A 21,870-nucleotide genomic window follows, 5' to 3' on the forward strand; every position below is an offset into this window, starting at 1 on the left:
GCCACTACACCATATCGACTGACCGTCCCTCTCCGAGCGGAGGGAGCGAATATCGCGGAAACGACCTCCGTTCTATTATCTTCTGCTGAAGTAACTGCTGACTTTGTAGTATCTAATGAAGTAACGTCACTCGCAGTCGACCCGGACTTCCATCTCTTCCGCCGCCTCTACCCTGAGGAAGTTGAACCGATCATCTCGGCGGTGCTGGGAGTGGAGCGAAAAGAATTGTTGAGGGAACCAGACGATCAGACCGGAAGCGAGGCATTTACCTCGTTTGGTTCAGCGATCACTGAAGGTTCGGTCGTCCTGCGTTCAATCGCGGATCTCGACGCGCTCCCGCATGACTGTGCACCGATCATCATGAATCCGATGCAGTTGCCCGATTATCTCGCCAAGCAGATCGTTCGCACAAAGGACTCCGTCACGATCGGTGGTGCGACTTGGTCGTTGGCAGATCACACCGTGATCATGGCAGGTCAGAACTGGAATGGCTTTGGGAAATATCTGGTGGTGATCACCGGTGACTACAGCTCATTGCCGCGAGTTGGCCAGTTGGTACCGCATTACGGCAAGTACTCCTATCTCGTGTTCGCCGGTGCCAAAAACGTCGCCAAGGGACAGTGGCCGGTGACCGACTCTCCCTTGCGAAAAATTCTTCCCTGATCGGGACATCAATCTTACCCAAAAGAATACCGCATGCAGAGCATGCGGTATTCTCTTATCCATAACTTCAGTCACTCGACTGCGAGTCAGCAGTGATCTACTGAAGTTGCATCAAAGCACGGAAGAACGGTTGCCAGTCCTCTACCATAACCGGTTTTTGCTCCAGCAACGCGGCATCCTCTTTCGAGAGCAGCTTTTTTTCGACCATCACCAGCAGGACGTTGTCATCGAACCAGGAGTCGTACATTGTCCAGTAGCCGCCGGAACCTGCGCTGGCTCCCCAGGAATTCTCAACCTTCCATTTGCGCGGGACACCCGCCTCCGTGGTATCGACCGCCAGGAGTACCATGGCGTGGTTGGGAGTCTCATCGCGATAGGCGAGACGGTCAGCTTTGGTGGTTCGCATATCGATCCCAAGCGTGCTGGTGTAGTCCCAGACATTGGCGGCAAAGAGTCCGCTATCGCTGTAGTTGTCGCGTCCCACATCGCAGGCAAACCAGACGATCTGGCTGTCCTGGATCATCTTGTACGCGTATTCTTTCAGTTTCTCGATCGGCATATTCAGGAATCGATTATCGGGCTGCTCGAGAATATTCCGACTGCTCGCCAATTCAAACAGGGTGCGGTCTTTCTGGGCAGGATTGTTGACGATCGCCACATACTCAGTGGTCAGATCACCATAAAATTCCTTGAAGAATGACTCCGGCGTAAATGTCCGGTCAATCAGGACCTTGGTGCCGGTCGTGTCGGCTTTCTTGGTTGTATCGGTGGTGACAGCCGCAGTGGTATCTTTGCGGGTCTCTTCATACCGGAAAACGAATTCTTTCGGCGGCTTGCCGTATGCGCAGACGAGGAGCCGGTAGATATCCGACAACATACTCTCTTTGTATTTGCGGATCGCGGCTTCTTTCTGTCCTGCCTGGTGCATACGACGGATCTCGGCGGTCCCCTTACGGAGCAGCGTATTAAGAAGCTCGTTGGTGCGGCCGGTCGCGGCAGATTGCTTCGTTTCCGGCATCGCAGAGGCAGGGACCACGCCATACTTGCGGATCAGTCCCTCAAAATACTGCCACCAACCACCATCGCCGATCGGGTTCTCGAGATACATCTGTAACGAGCGATCCGTAATATCTTTTGCACGCAAAGCGATCATTGTCTCCAGGAAAAGATTCGACTTTTCCAGCCGATCATAAAACGACAGATACGCCTGGGAGAGGCCAAAATCTCCCAATTTCAGCTTTGTCATCACCCGGGGAGTCACCACATTGCAGCCGGCGAACATCCAGCACCGTCCGCTCGACTTCTGATCGATGATCTTCGTCCCTTTGAGTTCATAGTTAAAGCGGCCATCAAACGAGTTGACCATCTCGCGATTGAGCGAGAGACTTCGTATGTCATTGTTGGTGGCGGCGTTGATGAGCGGCTTCATGGTGGGATCTTCGGCGAGCTTTTTCTCAAAACCCGCCAGCAGGGTGGGGGTAATTGCTCCCGATGGCTGGGCAAAGCCGGCGGTCGCCAGGATCGCCAGAAGCAACAGGCAGGAAAGAACAGTTCTCAAGATCATCATCGACTGACTCCTTCAATGCGGTAGGTTCAATGCGATAGTATATCACAAATCAGATGAGTCGACAACGGCCAATCTGGTCAATCCTGGCCGCCGGAGCGGTTTCGACGCCGACAGGCACTTCACCCCGCTGTACGGATATGACCACTCAGGTATTCGCATAAGACGGACCGGGATGGCCGCGGGATACCTCTTGACAGTGTCACGATCACAGGTATATTGCAATTTATAGACCGGTATTATCCATATTACGGTTCGTCGCGGCTCCTGTCTTTTCGCAGATCAGATCACTACAGCATATAACGAATCAACCTATCCAGGGTGAATGATGGAGGTACTGATGATTCGACCAGAAACCATGCGTGACCGCTCGGTCCGCAACCGCGTTTTACGTGCTATGCGAAAGGCTGCCTTGCTTTCGCTTCTCTTGGGCGGAATCGCCGTCGAGACGCACGCACAATTTGGAACTGGTGCCGATGGTCCGGCTGTTATTGCCGGAACCGTGACCCTAACGGGGCCGCGCAATTACACCAATCTCACGGTGTCACCTGGGGCAACTCTCAACACCGCCGGATACACCGTTTATGTCAACGGCACACTCCTCAATCAGGGGATCATCACCGATCAGCAGAATGGTGGAGCCGGGGGCGGAGGTGGCAATGGAGGAAATCCCGGCATCGGGCACAGTCCGTATGTCAATCCTTCTCAAGGCACCACTGGTTCACCGGGATCTCTTGGTACAGCATTGGGAGCGGGAAGTGGCGGTTCAGGTGGGACCGGTGGTTCCGGAGGCGGCGGAGCCTGGGATGGCTCGGCAAATGAAATGGCTTCCGGTGGGCCAGGAGGAAAAGGAGGGAATGGTGGTCAGGGCGGTGGCGTCGTCCGACTTTATGTAGCGAATCTGGATAACCAGGGGACTATTCACGCCAATGGTGCGACAGGCGGCAACGGCTTCTTCGGTCAATTCGGTCAAGCCACAACCTATAACAAGACTATCTTCGAAGAACTTGACATGGTTGGTGGCGGAGGCGGAGGAGGCGGGGGCGGTAACGGCGGAAATGGAGGGCGTGTGGAAATATTCTATGGCACTATGATTGCGCCGGGGACGATTCAGGCAATTGGCGGCGGTGGTGGATTTGGTGTCACGGGCGGTTCAGGTTTGTCTCAAAGTATAGCAGCGCACGCGGACCAGATGGCGGGTCCTGGAGCGGCCCCATTCGGAAATGGCGGCGGAGGTGGCGGCGGCGCTGTTGGCACCACAAATTCAGGCAGCGGCACCACCGGCACTCCAGGTTCATCAGGCGCGCCTGGCCTGGTGACCGTGACGCCTGTTTCCTGTTGCATAGGGCAGACTGGAAATGTCAACAAGTCGCTCGGTGAAACCCCGGATATTTCTGACCTGTCTCTGCTGATCGCGTACCTGACAACCGCTCCGGCTCCAATACTACCATGTCCCGCCGAAGCCAATATCAATGCGTCGGGTGGCGCTTCGCCGGATATCTCCGATCTGTCATTGCTGATCGCGCACTTGACCACGGCGCCGGCACCGGTGCTCCCGCTGTGTCCATAAGCGAAAAGGTAACAGCAGATTATTCGACAGAGAGTTCCTCGACGAGGAACTCTCTGTCTTCTTATCTACCTAACCCAGAGTCATCGCAAGATACTTGCCATATCCAGCTATCCCCGATTTTCTCTGCACCGGATACGCCCTCGACACGTATATTGGCACAACGAGTTGATCATGCAGAACAAGCTACTATACTCAGAAACTAGTGATTTCATACGTCGCCTGATACCGGTTTGGTGGCAACGCTGGCTGGCCATCGCCGGACTCTGGACAACAGTCGCCCTGATCTCTTCAGCCCATTGGCATTTGCTGCTTTCGGATGTGGATCCGTGGGTTGACGGTGAATTAGTGCGCGTGAAACTGCAGGTCTGGTTTGTCTGGGCGATATTGACTCCGCTGATCCTCTGGATCGGCTACCAGCTTCGTTTTGATCGAGTCCGCCCGATTCTCAGCATCCTTGGCCTGACTGTCCTGAGTCTTCTCATTACGGCTTTCTATGTTCTGACATACACATGGATACTCTATATCAATTTCGGATATCCGCGCGAAGGGCGTTTTGAGTACCTCTTTCACTTTGTCCTGACCCAACACTCTTCCTATTACTTTCTGGCGTTTTGGGTAACGATCGGAATTGAGCAACTTCTAATTGCTTACCGTCGTTGGCACGATCGCGAGTTGCTGGCCTCACAGCTTCAAGCGCAATTAGCGAGGGCGCAGTTCAGAGCGCTCAAGTCGCAGGTCCAGCCCCATTTTCTGTTTAATGTCCTCAACACGATCTCATCCAGCATTCTCGAAGGTGACCGTGACAAGGCCCACCAAATGACCGCCAAACTGAGCGATCTGTTACGCATGGTGCTCGACCGTAACGAACAGGAATTCGTCACGGTGGCCTCAGAAATGGAGTTTAACCGCCGCTATCTGGAACTGATGGCCGAACGATTCGAGCCACGACTGGTATTTCAGATCCAAACTTCTCCGGAAAGCCTGACCGGCCTCGTCCCGGAATTCCTGTTACAGCCATTGGTGGAAAACGCAGTAACACATGGCGTCGCAAATCGAACCGGCGAATCGTCAGTGATGGTCCAATCCGTGGTGAGCGACGGTCGCCTCCAGATCGCTATCGAAGAGCAGGGGGAGAAGTCCGACGCGAGCGAGATTCCGGGGAGCGGCGGCAGGGGGCATCGATTGACCGAAGATCGTCTCCGTCAGTATTACGGGTCAGATTTCCGATTTGTGGTCACCGCTTTGGCCCACACCGGTATGCGCATCAATATTGACATTCCGTTCAACGCTGATCCAGCGAAGGGAATTGCCTGATGGCGGTTCGAACCCTCAAGGTGATGGTAGTTGATGATGAAGCGCCGTCCCGCCGAGTAGTGCGGCAATTCCTCCAGCACGAGCCGCAGACTACGCTGGTGGCGGAGTGCAGTAACGGATTGGAGGCGGTAGAAATGATCGCGTCATCAAGCCCCGATGTAGTTTTGCTTGATATCCAGATGCCTGAGCTTGATGGCTTCGACGTGATCCGACGAGTCGGCGTTTCGCAAATGCCGGCGGTCATTTTTATAACCGCCTACGATGCCTATGCGGTCAAAGCATTTGAAGTGCATGCCCTGGATTACCTCCTCAAACCGTTCACTCGTCAGCGGTTTTCTGAGGCTATCGCCAGAGCGAGGAACTCAGGGTCAAAAGGGGCTACAGGACAACAGCCACGCCTGAAAAGCCTCCTCAAGCAATGGCAATACGGCGCGGGCGATGCGCCCAAGAAGGATGTCGAGGGGAGCGTCGATAAGCGCCAGCGCGTCCTCGTTCACGATCGACAACAGGTTCGATCCATCTCCCTGAAAGACATTTTCTGGCTCGAGGCAGCCGACCACTACGTGATAGTCCACTCAACTACCGGCAAACACCTGATCCACGAATCCCTTGGTGGGATGGAGGCGACACTCCCGGAGACCTTTGTCAGGGTCCATCGTGGCGCAATGGTAAACGTTGCTCATATCGCGGAGATCAAACCGTCTCGCTTTGGTACCTACACGGTCACTCTTCACTCCGGCACTCGACTGCGGGTCAGCCGGACCTTTCGAATCGCCCTGCGCCATCTTCTTACTTCCTAGCTCACCATCCTGAGTGCTGTTCGCGAATCAAACGTGCAGTTCGCGAATAGACCTCAGACAGATCCTCCTTTCTCTCGTTAGTTAGGTGTGCCCGCCGGAAACGACCGATGGGCAGATCCCGATCCGGGGACAGGATCAGTCACCGGGGAAAAACGAGCACCATCCAAGTCAACTTACCCAAAACAGAGGTGGCTAATGAGGTATTACGTCAGGCAGATGTCCAGAATCGCGATCGCAGCTCTCGGGCTGATCGTGGTGACCTTCGGTTCAGTATCAGCACAGATATTCACGATTGTCGATGATCCCGGGGTGCCATTCAATCTCGATCAGAATTTCGCGGCATATGTCGGATGTGCCTGGATAGACTATGACGGCGACGGATGGGAAGATCTCTTTGCCGTCACTCCCAACGGGTGCGATCTCTATCGCAACAATGGCGACGGTACTTTTTCGGCCACGGTTGACGCTTTCGACACAGACCTGCTCAATTATCGGGGCACGGCCTGGGCCGACTATGACAACGACGGCGATCTCGATTGCTTCATCTCGGGCGAGTATGGAGCATTGTATACCAACAACGGCGGGACCTTTGTACCCGCCGCATCAGGAGACTTTGCCCGCAGCATTCTTTCGGCCGGCTGGAGCCCAGCCTGGGGTGATTACAATAACGATGGCTATGTCGATCTCTATATTGCGTTGCCCGCAGGGTTTATGATACTCGGTACCACTCGCCCCAGTCGCCTCTATTTGAACGACGGACCACCCAACTACTCATTCACCCGCATTGATACAGGCATTATCGCCCAACAGGTGGCTCCCTTCACATCCTGCAACTGGACCGACTTCGATCAGGATGGGGATATTGACATGTTTGTCGGGACAGGACCGGCCAACACCATTGGGGGGATCGATTACCTTTATCGCAACTTGTTGATCGAATCCGGGTCTGTTGGCTTCGAGCAGATAACGACTGGCCCGATGGCCACAGATAATGCGGATGGTCAGGTCTGGAACATGGTGGACTACGACAACGATGGCGACCTGGATGGGTATCGTACTAACTGGGGAGGATCCAGACCGTCCGTCAGGCCAAATGACCTGTATCGAAATGATGGCGGCACGTACGTCGCCGTGACGGGAGACCCTATCTGCACTGAATCCTACATCTCTCTCGGTCAGGTGTGGGCCGACTATGATAACGATGGTGATCTGGACTGCTTTGTCACCAACGACCAGAATTTCGACAGTTACTACCGAAACAACGGCAACGGGTCTTTTACTTCGGTGATGACCGGTGATATCCGCAATGTGGCGTCCTCGACCTGGGGCGCTGCCGGCGGAGACTACGACAATGACGGAGATATCGACCTTTACGTCCAGGGGGGACCGGGAGAACGATCGCTCATCCGAAACGACAACTCCAATGGTAATCATTGGCTGAAGATCAAATTGGAGGGAGAGCGCTCCAATCGTGCCGGTATAGGTGCGTCCATTCGCGCCAAAGCGACTATCAACGGTCAGCCGACCTGGATGCACCGGGAGATCTCAACGCAAAACAGCTTCCTCGGTCACAGTAGCCTGATTGCTCACTTCGGACTCGGTGAAGCAACAGTCGTTGATTCCCTCATCGTGAGGTGGCCATCCGGGATCGCCACCCTGATTCAGTCAGTGCCAGCCGACCAATTGATCACCATCACCGAGTGCAGCACATCTGATGCTGATACTGATGGACACGGAGATGCTTGCGACAACTGCCCGGTGAATGCCAACGCCGACCAGCTTGACAGCGACAGTGACGGCACCGGCGACCTCTGTGATCTCTTTCCGTTCGACCCGCAAAATGACTCGGATGGTGACGGAATCTCTGGTCATATCGACAATTGCCCGTTCAATGCAAACCCTTTGCAGGAAGACAATGACGAGAACGGCGTGGGAAATGCGTGTTGTTGCGCAGGGGTCACGGGGAATGTGAACGCACTGGCCGCAGAAATTCCTGATCTCTCAGATCTGTCGCTGTTGATCACCTATCTGACACAATCGCCGAGACCAACTCTGCCTTGTCCCGACGAGGCCAACGTCAATGCGACCGGCGCCATCGACCTCAGCGATCTGTCGCTGCTCATATCTTACCTGACTGCCACCCCAGGCCAAGCCACAAATTGATTGTCCCCGGGCGTGGGCTCGCTGTTGTATTCCGGGGCTTACTCTATAATCAGGGTGGGAGATCAGGCGAGAGTCAAAGGCGATCGGATGCCCACAGGATCATATTCACAAGCGATCCGGCGGCTCAGCGTCGGCAAGGGCGATCACATGCCGGAACTGCGTTGGGCCGTAGGCTCAGCACGCTGGTCGCGCCAACCCGCCTTCATCCGCGTACTCCCCCCGGCACTCAGATGCTCTTTTATCAGTGCAAAGGATTCCTCGGTAACGAGGTGAAAAGGGATGGAACTGCTTCCGAACGCATCCATGATGACAATATCGTATTCGGTCCTATTCTCAATGAAGTACTGCCGTCCATCCTGATGGTAGAACCTCTGGCCTGCCGAAAAGGCGCCGTCCTGGTGACAGCCGGATCGATCTCAACCGATCCAATTCTCGGCGGCGTAGTTTCTCGCCACCGCCTCGCCCGACAGTCAGCATGCGGCCCCGGGAAAACGGCGTGGAATATCCACATCAACATATTCAAACAGGGGGCCGCTGGGAATACCCGCACCAGCTGCCATCGATAAACATAAACCGCCGCCCTCCCAACTCTCCCGATCCCCGCGTGGGCGCTCCCTGCTGCGATGATCCCCAATTCGCATCAGCGTCGTCTGGGCGCAAGGCGGGGAGTACTCGCCGACAAACGGGGGGGCGCCTGCGTCCCGCCCCACCATCCAACGAGCGATGTCCCGATCAGGAGCAGGCCGCAGCAAGAGCCGTGGCGCGCCCGGTGCCGGCACAGCCTGTAGCCGCGGCGGCGCACTTGCCAGGTGGAAACCGCGCCGGTGTTGCCGGCGGTTCGCCCAACTTCGTTCCAGTCTGTGCTCTCCAGCCGTATTGCGTAGGGACTGGCAATCCCCGGTGCCAGTGGCGGGGAAAGAGCACTGTCGCGGTGACCAGAACGGCAGAGGCCCCGCGGTTCGCCATCGCCAGCACCGCCTGGCCCGGGGGGGCCAGGGCAGCCGCCAATGATGAGACAGAATCGGCCAGGTTTTCGGGGTCGCGGCCCCCCGGCCGCCAATCGCATAACCGACCCGGGGGCCGCGCGGGGCGCGCCGGAGCGGCCCAAAAGGGGGGGCCCCGGCGTCGCCGGCCAGCACCGAGCCCCGGCGGGCGGTCCGGATGGGCAGCCGGGGCGCCGCCCGCCAGGCTGGGCCCCCCAGCGCCCCCGGGGCGGCGCGCGGCGGCGACCCCCGCCCCCGGGGGGCGCCGGGCGAGGACGGGAAGGGGCGGGGGCGGGGGCAGTGGATAATCGCGGATTCACGCTCATCGAATTGATCATCACGATCGTCGTGCTCGGTATACTAGCGGCGGTGGCTGTTCCATCCTATCGGGATCTTACCGTCGAAGCAAAGCGGTCCGCCTGCAAGCAGTCGCTCATGTCCATGCGCGAGGCTGTCAATCTCTGGAGATCCAACAACATTGTGCGAAATGGAAGCGCCAGTTTCCCGCCGATCGACACTTTGCGGACGATCGACCGGGTTATGGCGCAGGCAATTCCCAAAAATCCCTTTCAGGTTGACACTAACGCACCCGATTCGATCGTCACTGGCGTGACCAAGGGTGTCATTGTGGGAATGCGCGGTGGATGGGCCTACAAAGCTTCAACTGGCGAACTCTGGGCCAACACCGGTACGACCATTGGTGCGACCGGCTGTTCAGGAGCCGTCGCGATCGGCGAAAATTCCTGGTAAGCAATCGACCCCCGAAATCTGTATCATCCGTCATAATTTTTTGGACGGCCCAGCGGTTCGCTAGAAACTGGGCCGTCGTTCCGGGGGGAACCAATGAGGTAATGTCCCAATTCCCTCACGGGCAGTTGGGTATCGTTGGTCGCGGCGTGACCGTCAAATAGGCGATCAATAGCGACAAGTCTGAGAGATCTATTCCTTCCACCGCATTGATGTTTGCCTCTTCCAGACAGGGAAGCACTGGGCGCGGCGTCATTGTCAGATAACCTATTATGAGGCTCAGATCTGAAAGGTCAATGCCACCCTCCAGATTGACATTTCCGGTTGTCCCCTGGCAACAGCCATCACACTGATCGCCCACACCATCCCCGTCACTATCGAATTGGGTTGGGTTAAAGACATTGGGGCAATTGTCGCAGGCGGAACCGTATGAATCATGGTCAGGATCTGCCTGATCCGGGTTCACCACTGTCGGACAGTTGTCGCAGGCATTTCCAAGCAGGTCTCCATCGGTGTTCAACTGGTTGGTGTTTGCAATAGTCGGACAGTTGTCACAAAGGTTCCCGATTCCGTCATTATCCGAATCGGCCTGATCGGAATTGCCGATGAACTTGCAGTTGTCACAAGCATCGCCCACACCATCAGCGTCAACATCCGTTTGATTGCTGTTGGAGACCGTTGGACAGTTGTCGCAGAGATTTCCTTTGCCGTCATTGTCGCTGTCGGTCTGGGTCGGATTGGCGATCGTCGGGCAGTTGTCGCAGGCATCTGCTTTGGTATCTCCATCCTGATCGGGATAGCTCAAATTAAAAGAATCGATCACGGGCGTCGATGGCCGCGTGAATCCGTTCACTATGCCTGTTGCCGTGACCTTCCAGTAATACTTTCCAAGAGGCAGGATCTGAAATCGGTAGCTGGTATCAACCAGGGACGAAACCGTTGTCACGTTGTGTACCTGCCATGACGGATCCTTGGTATACTGCAGCGTGTACCGGACCTGTTCTCCGGAGTAGACTGATCGAGATCGCTGCCACCGCACCGTCACGCTGTCGAGCCCGCACCCGATGCCTGAAACTCCCTCGCCATTCAGCGGATAGCGCAATTCGAACGGAACGGGAGGATAATTCAGAAATAGCAGGGCGCCAAAGGCACTGCTGGCAAACGGGACATTATCCACATCGCGTGTCTCATGATCTAGAATCGCAAGGTCTACTCGTCCGGTGTCAAGGACGAGCAGATTGATATAGGCCAGCGTTCCCGGCCCATCCGCGGATTTCAGGTAACCGAGGATCAATCCCTCGATCACCAGAATCGAATCATTATTCTCGAGCCGTTTGTTAAAAACGGTCTGCCCTTGAGTTTGAAAGAGAGGCCCTTCGGTGATCCCAAGCGTATCGAGCTTTCCCGGAGCGAGCTGGATACGGACAGAGAACAGTTTCAGGTCCTGTGTAGCTGCGTCGACCCGAAGTTCCAGATGGACCGTGTCGCCGATCGGATCGACCAGCTTCACGGAATCAGGACTCAGGAATATTGACGCGCCCGAAACCGTCGACACCAGCGAGCAAAGACAGAGTGCCGCGACGATCATCGGAAGAGAAAGGGGACGGCTAATCATGGTTCCTCCATACTGCATTCTATGAAATACCTCATTCATACGGAGAGGGGTGGTTAGACCCCTCTCCGGTTTTTCCCTTTACCCGGGAGTGCGTTACTTGATAAGGACCATCTTCTTGGTGTCCTCAAAGCGTCCGGCAGTCACCTTGTAGAGGTAAATGCCCGAGCTCTGATCAGTCGCATCCCAATCGACCCGGACGAATCCAGCTTCGGCGAAGCCGCTGAAGGATTTCACTTCCTGACCGAGGACGTTGTAGATCGTCAGCGTATATTCGCTGGCAACCGGCAGCGCCAACTCGATCGAGGTGGTCGGGTTGAACGGGTTCGGGTAGTTCTGCGACAGAGCAAAGGCCGTCGGCAGCGTGCCATTGACGATGCGGTTGAATGTCAGGCTCGCCTGGAAGTCCTTGTTCTCTCTGTCACGGAAGGTCAGTTCCAGTTCCTCAAGATTCACGTCACCGGTCTTTAAGGCCTTGATCGTGACCGTGAAGAACTGATCACTGGTGTAAGTGACGTTACGGCCGAGTACCGTACCACTGACATCGATCTTGGTCGACTTCGGGTTGCTGTAGAAGAACGACTCGTTGACGCCTTCATAGGCTGAACCGGCATCAATCCGGACAACCTCAAAGGCATCATTGTTGAGACCAAGAGTGACATGGAACGCTTTGACCGCTTCGTACTGGTCGATCTTGAACGGAACGACGAATTCATCACCGATCTTCACGCGGTCGGGGATATCCGCGACCACCGCGAGCGGGCCGGCTTTCAGCTTGCCGACTTCACGCGTATCGGTCGGCTGCGCGGGCGCGCTGCCGGAACAGAGATATTCGTCGTAGTTCAGGGCGAAGATCACGAGATCTTCAAAATCAACCGCCAGATCCGGCATCGGATAGCCGGTCGTCGACATGTCGCTGGTCGGGGCGATATCCAGATACATGTTGAAGTTCGGGTCGGTTGAGATCGAATTATAAGCCACGGCCAGTTCGCCGAACTCATCGCCGAAGTCAATGCAACCATCCGGAGTCGGCTCGAAGTCGCCCAGGATATAGTTGGTCGCAGTAACATCGATGTTCGGAGAGAGCGAATAGAGACCGTGTTTGCTCAACGTCCAGATCGAGAAGGAATAGATATCCGGCTGCGGACCGTCAAACACGTACTGGAGACCAGTGACGGTATCGGTCGCGAGGATACCTTCCAGCAGGCGATCCAGCGGATGAGGCGGAATCGGATCATCATAGGTCGGATACTGGTTCTGGAAGTTGAACTTGATGATGTACTTCTGGGCGTCGGTTACGGCACCCCACTCCAGCAGACAGCTCGCCAATGGCGTGCCAGTGGCAGTTCCAGCCGCAGGAGGATTGGGATTGACGTTCGAGTAATCAACGACATGAGTAAACGGACCAGCCACGTTGTTGGCAGCGTCGCGGAACCAATACTGAAGCGTACGAGGTCCGGGACCGCCGGCAACCAATGCGTTCAGCGCAAATGGGCTGGCAACCGGAATATATCCCGTATTGCCGCTGCCGTCACTATTGCGGATTCGCATGTAGGTCACATCACCGTCCCACGTCAGGTGAGCGGTATTGCCGGTCAGCGCGTCTGTGTAGTCTATCGCCGCAAGCGGGTTAGCCGACGTTACATAGAAAGTGCCCGCCGAAGGTATCGTCGCATCAAGATTGATGACTACCGATGCTGCCGCAATGTTGCCGGCACCGTCGACCACTTCGAGATTTACTGTCTTCGGACCATCGCCCGCTGACAGCACAAAACTCGGAGCGGGATTGAACGGGATCCACGGGACGCCCGTCAACGAGCCTTCACCAAGACGCATCTGCCAGACAATGCAGTTGTCGGTTGCGCTGATCGCCAGTGCTACCGTCGGATTGTTGGTCAGTGTCGGGCCCGTGAACGAAGCGATCACAGGATTGACGAAATCAAAATAGATGTTATAGCTCAGAACCGCGGACTCCACTCCAGCGCAGGTCACAGCTTTCACCGCGATCGCGTTCGCAGCGCACTCGGTGCCGGTTCCGGCATACGTGTAGCCAAGCGTGAACGGATCGGTCGGGATGATCGCATACTGCGTGCTGGTGGCGAAGCCGTCTTCGGAAACCTTCACCGCAACAACATCGGCGCTCAGACCGGTCATCAGCAGGCCAACTGACTTGCTGTTCGACCACTGTGGCCATGTCGGGTCGGGAGTTGCCGTCGCGGCCATATCGAGAACTGTCAGGCTCGTCAGTGCTGGCACCGCAGCTTTAACTTCGATGCTGTCGACCTTGGCCGTGCTGATGTTTCCGATATCATCGACGATGCGGATGTAGAGGTATTTCACTCCATCCGGAGCCGCCGGTACTGAACCGTTCGTGGAGTCCGGAGAAGTCACACCAACGAGACTCTTCCAGGTTCCCCAGGTGGTGCCATCATAGGACCACTCTAAGGACACGGCATCGGTGCCGGTCCACGCATAGTGCCCCTTGATCTGACCATCATTGGTGCAGACAAAACCGGACAGATCGACCATGTCGTATGACGTGATCGTCACCGGTGTCTGGTCGAGAGTGATACCGTCGGACAGCACGTTGCTGATGTTCCCCGCGCTGTCGCGAGACGCCAGATAAACGGTCTTCATGCCGTCGCCGGCGGAGAGGGCAAAGGCGAGAGGCGGACCAACTGAGTTCGGAACCCAACCGGCGGTTCCACAAACCAGGTCGCCCGGGTTTTCGGAAGCTTTCCGCTCGCCCATGTTTGCGCCACCCAGTCCGAGATCAGACCATGCGAGCGCAACATTGACATTGTTGGTTTTGGCCGCCGCGGCATTGATAACCAGCGGACCGACTGCCACTGGTGCGACATTGTCCAGGATGATCGAATTGGACGCGGTCCAATCGACTCTGTTGTTGTACTTGTCGTACAACCGGGCCCAGACAGTGTGTGCACCGTTAACACCGGTCATCACGAAGTCTTTCGTAGCGACAAATGCTTCGGTCGGCTGATCGCCCGACTCCGATCGCATCATGGTAACAGGATCGCCGGTAGCGGTGATCGCCATGGTGACGGTCGGATCGTTCGTCCAGCGGCTATTATCCAGCGCGCAACCATCCTTGTCGGATATCGCGACGGCGGTAATGACCGGAGCGGTTCTGTCGATTGTGAAGTTATACGTGATCACATTGGAGATCAATCCGGCAGCATCAACGACACGCAACGCCAGATTGTTTGCACCGGCCGGCAGACCCGCCACACCACCCGCATACATTGACGGGCTGGTATAGGAGATGCCAGTGAGGCCCGGGATCCAGGTTCCCCATGGTGCGCCATTGTACGAATACTCGATCCGATTGAGATCGTAGTTATCCGTCGCCGACATGATCATATCCAGTTTCACAAACGGTCCAGGGCCCGCCACAGAACCGTCGGAATAAACGTCATCGCCGGCAGGATTGCTGGCAATGGCTGAGACCAGCACAGGAGCGACATTGTCGACCAGGGTGAAGGTTGTGGTCGCGGTCGTGTGCGGGACTGGAGTGTTGGCAGGATCACGGAAATCGGCTCCCGTGAAGCTGATCGCCGACGAAACATTGGCACCGATTACTTCGAACTGCGCAAACCCAAGACGCCCGCCATCAATACCGGGGACGGTAAAGTTCGCGGCCGCAAAGGTAAGCGAGTTGGAGGTTTCGCTGATGCCGGTATAGAGGGCCGGCGGCGCCGGGCCAAGATACGCCTCATCATAATCAGCCGAACCAGCCACATAGGCCAGCTTCGTGTCATCCCAATTGACGACAAAATTGTAGGCGGCCATCATCTGGCTGTCCAGGCTGGCACATGCCGTCATGGTCCAGTTTAAATCCACATTGATGATGTCGCCCAGATTGTAGCTGGAGCCGGAGGCTACCGCTGAAAGTAGATACTTCATCGGTGCCGCGTCGGTTACTGCCCCTGGTACCATGGTGTAAACATTATCGCTGTAGAAGTTGTTATTCCACCAGTTGCCCAGTACTCCATCGTCGTATCCCTGGCTTGCGCCAGTGTTACCGATCAGGCAGTTATTGAGGATCCAGTTCTGGAAGGTCGACGCTTGTGCGACGATACCATAGGAGCCGGACTGATAGACCAGGTTGTTCAGAACCTGGCACTGACCAGCGGCGTTGAGCCAGATACCATAATTGGCCGCCGACTCAACTTTGCAATTGGTCACGAAGGTCGTCAGGCTTCCGCCATCCACGTAGATGCCGTAGTTACCATCGACGATATTGATCTTATCGATCAACCCCGCCGTGAAATTGGCGACAGCCACGCCATAACCGCAGTCGGTCATGTCGATCATCTGGATCTTTGAGTTATTGCTCACATTCGCCAGGACACCATAGTCGAGGGTCGAAAGGACCAGGTTCTGGACCATGATGCCGTTGGCGTTGCTGATATTCACGCCAACACCACTGGCACCCTCGATGATCATGTCATCAACAACCACATTGTCGCCAATGACCGTCACACCCGTTCCCTTGTAGCCGACCAGCTTGATGCCGGATAGCTTCTGGTCCAGGCCGAGAGTGATGAAATTGAATGTCCCGGTTTGTGACGTAAAGACTATGTCTCCCGGGGTCGCATCCGGATCACCATAAATCTCGTCGATCTTCGTCGGATTCGGCGTCAGATTGACATCGTTATAGTTACCGGCCATAATGACGATCTTGTGCGGGCCACCCGCGTAGGTCTGCGCAGTCGCAATGGCTGCGGAGAGCGACGGATAGGTGGTCAGCGGGTTGCCATCGTCATCCACGACAAAGGTCGTATACTGGGCCATGGCAGGAGCTGCGGCCAGACATACCACCGTTATCGCCAAAAGAAGCATTAGGAAATTTCTAGACATGTTGTTCCTCCGAAATATTCCTTCTCGTACGGCCAGGTACAGGCGTACCTCATCCTCGCCCATTTCTCAGGGATTTCATGAGAGCCACATCGCGTGCGGCGATGATTGGTCGATTGTTGAGTTGCCTTTAGATCGTTGAAGGAGGAAGCGTAGACTCGGCCATGGCGATACAGCCGTACAAGTTACTCTTGTATAACGGAGACAGTCCCGCTATATTGCGACGCTGCCGGGTGAGGAGCCCAAGACTAGCAGTACCCAGGTTAGCCTTACGGTGCCTTCTTACCTGGCGGCACTTATTGAACCCCGCCGGCAGTCCGTCGCGAATCCCTTTTTCTGTGAGCTTACCGCTTTCGTCCTCAGCGTGCAGCCAATGCTGCGCATGAAAAGGGTCGACAATCGATCACAAGGTCGTTGTGATGTTTGTCCGATGCTGCTTTTCCCTCCGAAACTTCGAGCCACGATGTTGTCAGGTTCGAAGCGTGCAGCCGCACGTCCCCTCAATCTCATGCCGGAAACCGGCCAAGCTTGCGCACCGGGCTACATCAAGCCCGATCTGCAAACTCACTTCAATTGAGCATGCGACCGCACCGCTGTAGAACCTTAATCCATGGAAGATGTTAGGAGGCAGCTTACTGCCAAGGAGTAACGTGAGAGTCGGCGAGAGGCTCTTATTGGTTCCCTTGGAAGAGACCTTCTAACAAATTTGCCGCGACTTCCGTCTGTCGCCGCAGTACCCAGTCAATTTGTTAATTGTTCTTCCAGTTCCCGATAAGTGCTGTGTGCGTTCGGTCCCCCTGAAAAACTTCCAACCCCAAAAAATGTCGTCGCGTGACCGAAACGTACATGCGATTATCGACGCCAGCATAATAGACTGCAGGAGCCACATTGTCAAGGGGTTTCTGTTAGTTCTTCCGCAATTCTTGATTAGATTTACACTTCTCATCTCATTTGCAGAAGAGCGGGAGATCGAAAATTCGCGTTAGGTATTTTTTACCTTCAGTAGAGACCGTCGTGTTTGGTGAAAAGTACCTTCAATTGAATTGCAGATCGAATGCGAGCGCACATATCTATGATGCGCAGCGTAACTCGACAAAGGTCGTTGCAAAACGATCGCGAGTAGAAGCTTACTGCGTGCTGCCTGCATCAAGAATATCGCTGTGTCGCTATGGACAGAGCGGAAGATCTGGTCTCGGTCGATTCGTCAAGTAGCCGATCATGAGGGAGAGGTCGGTCAGATCAACACCTCCGCCATTGATATCAGCTTCCTGAGCACAACCTAATGTGATAGCGCCAGGTTCGCTCAGATACGTAATGAACACAGACAAGTCAGAAAGGTCTATGAGGTCATCGGTAGACAGATTCACATTCCCTACCATGCCATCACAACACCCCTTGGTCCAGCGAGCGATTACTGATGCTGTCTGGTCTCCCATTCCGGTGAATGCACCACCCACTACCAGATCAGAGTCCCGCGACAAAATGGTATTGACTGAACCGTTGCTTCCCGACCCAAGCGGGACCCAGTTGTCACCGTCCCATGCGACCATTCCCCCAATGGGGAGAGTGGTTTGATAACCGCCAACTGAGATTTTCCGGCGGCGATCAGGGTCATTGCAGGTACCCGGAGTGGATCAGACCGGCCCAGACTCCGGAATGAAGCGGCGAGCCAGTCTGACCATCCCACAAGGCTATCCTGTTCAGACTTGAGTGTGCCCCCGCTGGTGAAAGTCCCACCAGCAACCAGCTTTCCTTGAAGGGAAGCAAGTGCAAAGATCGCTCCATTGAGACCAGCGGCCGGATGCCAACTGGGCTCCATCCCAGGTGGCCAGATAATTTGCGCTATCGCCGATGGTCTTGAAAAATCGGCCGCCTACCCACAGCTTATCGTTGCTCGTCGCGAGAGCGTAAACATCGCGCGTCACCCAATTGCCAACTGGTGACCAGCCAGCGCCATCCCAACGAGCTACTCCCAATGGGTTCGACTGACCATTCAACTGCAGGGCACCGCCTACGTAAAGCGTGTCACGGAACACGGCGATGGCGCGTACCTGACCGCTCAGCCCCGGTCCGAGGTTATTCCAGGCACTGCCGTCATATCGGAGAACGCAATCTGTGGTACCTGTGTCAACGGTCGCGAATGAACCACCAGCGACCAGTTCATCGTTGAAATGCACAAGGCTGGAAACAACGCCTAAAGGTTCCACTCCAAACGGAGTCCAATTTGCACCGTCCCATCGTACGAGAGAATGGACTTCGCCCGACCCGTCAAGCGCGATTCCTCCGCCGACCACCAGTTTGCCGTCGTGCACGATCATCGATTTTGCTTCACCGGTCATGCCGGTAAGCAAGGGAGACCAGAATAACGAGTCATACTGTGCAATTCGCCATGCGGGGTTCAGTTCTGCTTCGACTCGCATGGAAGCGCCGCTGGCAAAGAGCTTATTCTGATAAACAGAAAGGTCGTTTATCGTGCCATTAAAATTTGGATCGCGAGATTCCCAGGAAGTGCCGTCCCAGGCGGCCACATGGTGCAATGCTTCATTGCCGATTGCAGTGAATCCGCCGCCTGCAAAAAGCCGTCCCTTGAATTCTGCCAGCGTAAGTACATAGCCATTGGGCTGAGACGACAGGGGGTGCCATGCGGTGCCGTCATACTTGGCAACATACTGAGCCGGGCTGCCGGCGGCCGCTGTAAAAGATCCGCCCACATACAACTCGCCTTGAAAGAAGGCGGCGGAAAGCACAACTGCTGTGGTTCCGGTCAGGCTACCGCCCGGTTTGGACCAGACATCCCCATTCCATATTTCGAGATATGCCTCGGTCAGACTATTCCGATAGAATCCTCCGGCAATCAGCAGATTGTCATGCGTAAACAGAACTTCAATTGATGGCGTTCTTGATAGGTCGCCGCTCCCGAGAGACATCCAGGTCTGACCGTCGAAACTTGCAATGCCGCTGGTGTACTGAGAACTCCCGCCTCCAAACTCGCCGCCGACTACCAGCTTGCCGTCGTATACGGCTAACGCAAAGAGATAGCCATCTGGTTCGCCAACGCCGACCCCTACTGGCGACCAGACGTTACCGTCCCACTGCGCCAAATTGTGAACCGCTACGCCATCAATATCGGTGAAATGCCCTGCGGCTATCAATTTCCCATCCCATACCGTCAGAGCTTCAACCGTCGGTGTGCTACCGCCTGAAATTCCATCACAAAGTCTCCTGAATTCAGTACCATCCCAGGCCGCAATTCTCGCCGCGCGAGTTCGACCGGCGACAGTGAAATTCCCGGCAAGAATAAGCTCACCATTGTATACAGTAGTTGCGTATATCAGCCCATTCACTCCCGGAATCGAGGGAGACATCTCGTTTTTCCAATAGCGGTCATCTGGCGATGACATCTGGAGCGACCCCTCAAATCCTTCCTCATTCGCCCGTCCCAGATCGAACTGGATCTGATCTGCCTGGAATTTTGAACTGGAATGATGAAAAACGCTGTCTTTAACGATCGGAGACTCTTCGGAGGCGACACCCTGATGGATGAGAAGGAAGCAGATGACTCCCATGATACCAAGCCCGCAGCGAACCAACATATGCCCTCCCGGAGCAAGTAGGTAGAACTTTGACTTCTGTCGAAATATACAGACATAGACAATATTATCCAAGTCCAACTTTCCCCACATTCACCACGGTAGGAGTCCGACCGGCACGACCATGCTTCGAGGGTCATGTTTATCCACTTTGCTGTTTCCGTCTCAGTCGGAACTACGTATAATCTCTACTTATGGATGTACTCGCCCACGCCCTCTGGACGAATCTTGCTTTTTCCGAAGCACCCCTCCCCGTGAGGGGGGCGGCGATCGCCCTGTCTGTCCTTCCCGACCTAATCCCGTTTACCCCAACTGCGGTCAGACAGTTTTTCTCCGCTCGGAAGGACCAGTCCGGAAATCCGAAACCGCGCCCTCGCCCCGAAGAGATGCACTTCTCCCGATGGGCCTATCGAGCGTACGATGTCACTCACAGTCTGCTGGTGTTTGGGGCTGTTTTTGCGGCCGGATGGCTCTGGATGGGGTCAGTCCCCTGGGTTTTATTCGGATGGCTCGGGCATATACTGGTCGATATCCCCACGCACACGCGCGCCTTTTTCGGGACCCCGATCTTTTGGCCGATCTCAAACTACAAATTCGATGGGATCAGTTGGGGAGAACGCTGGTTCATGCGACTGAATTATGGTGGGATAATTCTGATGTACGCCTATTACATTGCGACCAGTTATCTAGTTAGCTGAACTACCTAGTCGCCGACAGCTTTTTCCTAGAACAGGGACAGATAAAGCCAATAGACTGCGATTTGCACTATCGTCAGCGGTACGCCGATCTTCGCAAATTCCCAGAATCCGATCGTCTCTCCCTGCTTCTCCGCATTCTGGATGATGATCACATTGCTGGCCGCCCCCAGGATCAACAGGTTGCCTGCAATTGTGCTACCGGCCGCCAACGCCATTTTTGCCACCATCGGGTCTGCGGTCTGCTGGAGCATCGGCAAATAGAGCGCCACGAACGGTACATTTGAGATCAGTTGACTGACCAGTAAACTGATTCCCAGAATTCCCGGAACAGAATCCGATCGCCATCCGGACCTGGCGAGCACATCCTGTACGGCGCCGGTTCTCCAGACCGCCTCCATCAGCACAAACATTGCGGCGAAAAATACCAGCGTCGACCAATCGATTCGCCGGATCACCGTCAGCCGTCTACGACTCATTACCATGATCGGGACAATTGCCAGCATGGCGATCCAGGTCAGACTGAAATCGGGAAGCAGCTTGACGAATGACGCTACCACCCGCAATGCGATCAGGGCGCCGATCAAAGCCAAAGACCAGCGACATCCATTAGCCATCTGAACGTCCGCGAGCGGTTCTGCCGTGTGGGTGAGGGCTACGGTGTGAAACTCACTACGATAGAACATGCGCAGAGCCAGGTAGGCAAGGGCGAGATTGAAAATGGTGGGGAGGGCGAGATAGATCAGAAAACTGACAAACGGGTTCGCCACATTTCCCTCCACCGCCACGAGCAGGTTCTGCGGATTCCCGATCGGACTCAACACACTTCCGGTGGTAATGGCAAAAGCCAGCGCGATCAGCAGCAATTTCGGCGCAATCCGGTGCTGTTGCGCGAAGTAGATCATCAACGGCGTGCAAATGATCGCCAGCGTATCATTCATCAGGATAGCCGACAGCAGACCCATACTGAACAGGATCCGAAGTACCAGCCCGTCCACGGTCCTTGACCTGCCAAAAAGTCGATCAGAAAGCTGGTAAAGATACCCGGATTGGTGCAACGCTTCCCCCACCACGAACATTCCGAAGAGAAACAGCATGACATCGACATTGATCGCTTTCAGTGCGTCACCAACCGAGATCGAACGCATCAGCATCACCGTGATCGCTCCGGCCAGCATGATCTGCCAGATCTGCAGCCGGAAGCGTCCGATCTGACGCACGGCTATCAGGAGGAAAACGGCGGCCAGCGCCAACAGTGGGGGAGAGGTCAGTTGATCCATGCAGGCGAGTT

Annotated in this window: 14 protein-coding genes; 7 read left to right on the plus strand and 7 right to left on the minus strand. The window is 55.4% G+C overall.

From position 1 onward, the window contains the following. Positions 1–663, plus strand: a 663-nt coding sequence (locus IPH75_00005) for a hypothetical protein (protein MBK7140443.1), incomplete at its 5' end; no start/stop codon positions are given. A 97-nt stretch (positions 664–760) separates the two neighbouring features. On the opposite strand, the gene IPH75_00010 is transcribed toward IPH75_00005, so the two are convergent. After that, the gene (locus IPH75_00010) at positions 761–2,230 is read right to left on the minus strand and encodes a hypothetical protein (GenBank protein ID MBK7140444.1); all 1,470 of its coding nucleotides are present in this window, start codon (positions 2,228–2,230) and stop codon (positions 761–763) included. A 337-nt stretch (positions 2,231–2,567) separates the two neighbouring features. On the opposite strand from IPH75_00010, the gene IPH75_00015 reads away from it, so the two are divergent. The 4 genes from IPH75_00015 to IPH75_00030 all read left to right on the plus strand — a co-directional run bounded on the left by IPH75_00015 (position 2,568) and on the right by IPH75_00030 (position 8,074). Then, positions 2,568–3,797 (plus strand): hypothetical protein, encoded by a 1,230-nt coding sequence (locus tag IPH75_00015; GenBank protein ID MBK7140445.1) that lies wholly within the window; start codon positions 2,568–2,570, stop codon positions 3,795–3,797. A 171-nt stretch (positions 3,798–3,968) separates the two neighbouring features. Then, the gene (locus IPH75_00020; GenBank protein ID MBK7140446.1) at positions 3,969–5,111 is read left to right on the plus strand and encodes a histidine kinase; all 1,143 of its coding nucleotides are present in this window, start codon (positions 3,969–3,971) and stop codon (positions 5,109–5,111) included. Continuing rightward, positions 5,111–5,911: a response regulator transcription factor gene (locus IPH75_00025; protein MBK7140447.1), complete on the plus strand. Its 801-nt coding sequence runs from the start codon at positions 5,111–5,113 to the stop codon at positions 5,909–5,911. The genes IPH75_00020 and IPH75_00025 overlap by 1 nt, the downstream gene beginning before the upstream one ends. Positions 5,912–6,127: 216 nt before the next feature. Continuing rightward, positions 6,128–8,074, plus strand: a complete 1,947-nt coding sequence (locus tag IPH75_00030; GenBank protein ID MBK7140448.1) for a VCBS repeat-containing protein — start codon at positions 6,128–6,130, stop codon at positions 8,072–8,074. Positions 8,075–8,217: 143 nt separating this feature from the next. Here IPH75_00030 and IPH75_00035 read toward each other — a convergent pair whose 3' ends face one another. Beyond that, complete coding sequence (locus tag IPH75_00035; protein MBK7140449.1) at positions 8,218–8,412, minus strand: hypothetical protein; 195 nt, start codon at positions 8,410–8,412, stop codon at positions 8,218–8,220. Positions 8,413–9,084: 672 nt separating this feature from the next. Between IPH75_00035 and IPH75_00040 the strand changes: the two genes are divergently transcribed. Continuing rightward, positions 9,085–9,807 (plus strand): prepilin-type N-terminal cleavage/methylation domain-containing protein, encoded by a 723-nt coding sequence (locus IPH75_00040; GenBank protein MBK7140450.1) that lies wholly within the window; start codon positions 9,085–9,087, stop codon positions 9,805–9,807. A 115-nt stretch (positions 9,808–9,922) separates the two neighbouring features. On the opposite strand, the gene IPH75_00045 is transcribed toward IPH75_00040, so the two are convergent. The 4 genes from IPH75_00045 to IPH75_00060 all read right to left on the minus strand — a co-directional run bounded on the left by IPH75_00045 (position 9,923) and on the right by IPH75_00060 (position 19,887). After that, positions 9,923–11,392 (minus strand): thrombospondin type 3 repeat-containing protein, encoded by a 1,470-nt coding sequence (locus IPH75_00045; protein ID MBK7140451.1) that lies wholly within the window; start codon positions 11,390–11,392, stop codon positions 9,923–9,925. A 120-nt stretch (positions 11,393–11,512) separates the two neighbouring features. After that, positions 11,513–16,297: a right-handed parallel beta-helix repeat-containing protein gene (locus tag IPH75_00050; GenBank protein MBK7140452.1), complete on the minus strand. Its 4,785-nt coding sequence runs from the start codon at positions 16,295–16,297 to the stop codon at positions 11,513–11,515. A gap of 1,163 nt (positions 16,298–17,460) precedes the next feature. Beyond that, positions 17,461–17,844: a hypothetical protein gene (locus IPH75_00055; GenBank protein MBK7140453.1), complete on the minus strand. Its 384-nt coding sequence runs from the start codon at positions 17,842–17,844 to the stop codon at positions 17,461–17,463. 150 nt (positions 17,845–17,994) lie between these two features. After that, on the minus strand, positions 17,995–19,887 hold the full coding sequence (locus tag IPH75_00060) for a hypothetical protein (GenBank protein MBK7140454.1): 1,893 nt from the start codon (positions 19,885–19,887) through the stop codon (positions 17,995–17,997). 191 nt (positions 19,888–20,078) lie between these two features. Between IPH75_00060 and IPH75_00065 the strand changes: the two genes are divergently transcribed. Beyond that, positions 20,079–20,582 (plus strand): hypothetical protein, encoded by a 504-nt coding sequence (locus tag IPH75_00065; GenBank protein ID MBK7140455.1) that lies wholly within the window; start codon positions 20,079–20,081, stop codon positions 20,580–20,582. Between the two features lie 26 nt (positions 20,583–20,608). Here IPH75_00065 and IPH75_00070 read toward each other — a convergent pair whose 3' ends face one another. After that, positions 20,609–21,859, minus strand: coding sequence for an anion transporter (locus IPH75_00070; GenBank protein ID MBK7140456.1), 1,251 nt, complete (start codon positions 21,857–21,859; stop codon positions 20,609–20,611). Positions 21,860–21,870 lie beyond the last annotated feature (11 nt).

It is taken from the genome of bacterium, from assembly GCA_016708025.1.
Lineage (GTDB): Bacteria > Zixibacteria > MSB-5A5 > GN15 > FEB-12 > FEB-12.

Excerpts from the sequence above, each read along its gene's own strand:
- IPH75_00030 (MBK7140448.1), top strand. The coding sequence starts at position 6,128 with ATGTCCAGAATCGCGATCGCAGCTCTCGGGCTGATCGTGGTGACCTTC.
- IPH75_00045 (MBK7140451.1), bottom strand. The coding sequence starts at position 11,392 with ATGATCGTCGCGGCACTCTGTCTTTGCTCGCTGGTGTCGACGGTTTCG.
- IPH75_00010 (MBK7140444.1), bottom strand. The coding sequence starts at position 2,230 with ATGATGATCTTGAGAACTGTTCTTTCCTGCCTGTTGCTTCTGGCGATC.
- IPH75_00050 (MBK7140452.1), bottom strand. The coding sequence starts at position 16,297 with ATGTCTAGAAATTTCCTAATGCTTCTTTTGGCGATAACGGTGGTATGT.
- IPH75_00070 (MBK7140456.1), bottom strand. The coding sequence starts at position 21,859 with ATGGATCAACTGACCTCTCCCCCACTGTTGGCGCTGGCCGCCGTTTTC.
- IPH75_00065 (MBK7140455.1), top strand. The coding sequence starts at position 20,079 with ATGGATGTACTCGCCCACGCCCTCTGGACGAATCTTGCTTTTTCCGAA.
- IPH75_00015 (MBK7140445.1), top strand. The coding sequence starts at position 2,568 with ATGATTCGACCAGAAACCATGCGTGACCGCTCGGTCCGCAACCGCGTT.
- IPH75_00055 (MBK7140453.1), bottom strand. The coding sequence starts at position 17,844 with ATGGTCGCATGGGACGGTGACAACTGGGTCCCGCTTGGGTCGGGAAGC.
- IPH75_00040 (MBK7140450.1), top strand. The coding sequence starts at position 9,085 with ATGAGACAGAATCGGCCAGGTTTTCGGGGTCGCGGCCCCCCGGCCGCC.
- IPH75_00025 (MBK7140447.1), top strand. The coding sequence starts at position 5,111 with ATGGCGGTTCGAACCCTCAAGGTGATGGTAGTTGATGATGAAGCGCCG.
- IPH75_00020 (MBK7140446.1), top strand. The coding sequence starts at position 3,969 with ATGCAGAACAAGCTACTATACTCAGAAACTAGTGATTTCATACGTCGC.
- IPH75_00060 (MBK7140454.1), bottom strand. The coding sequence starts at position 19,887 with ATGTTGGTTCGCTGCGGGCTTGGTATCATGGGAGTCATCTGCTTCCTT.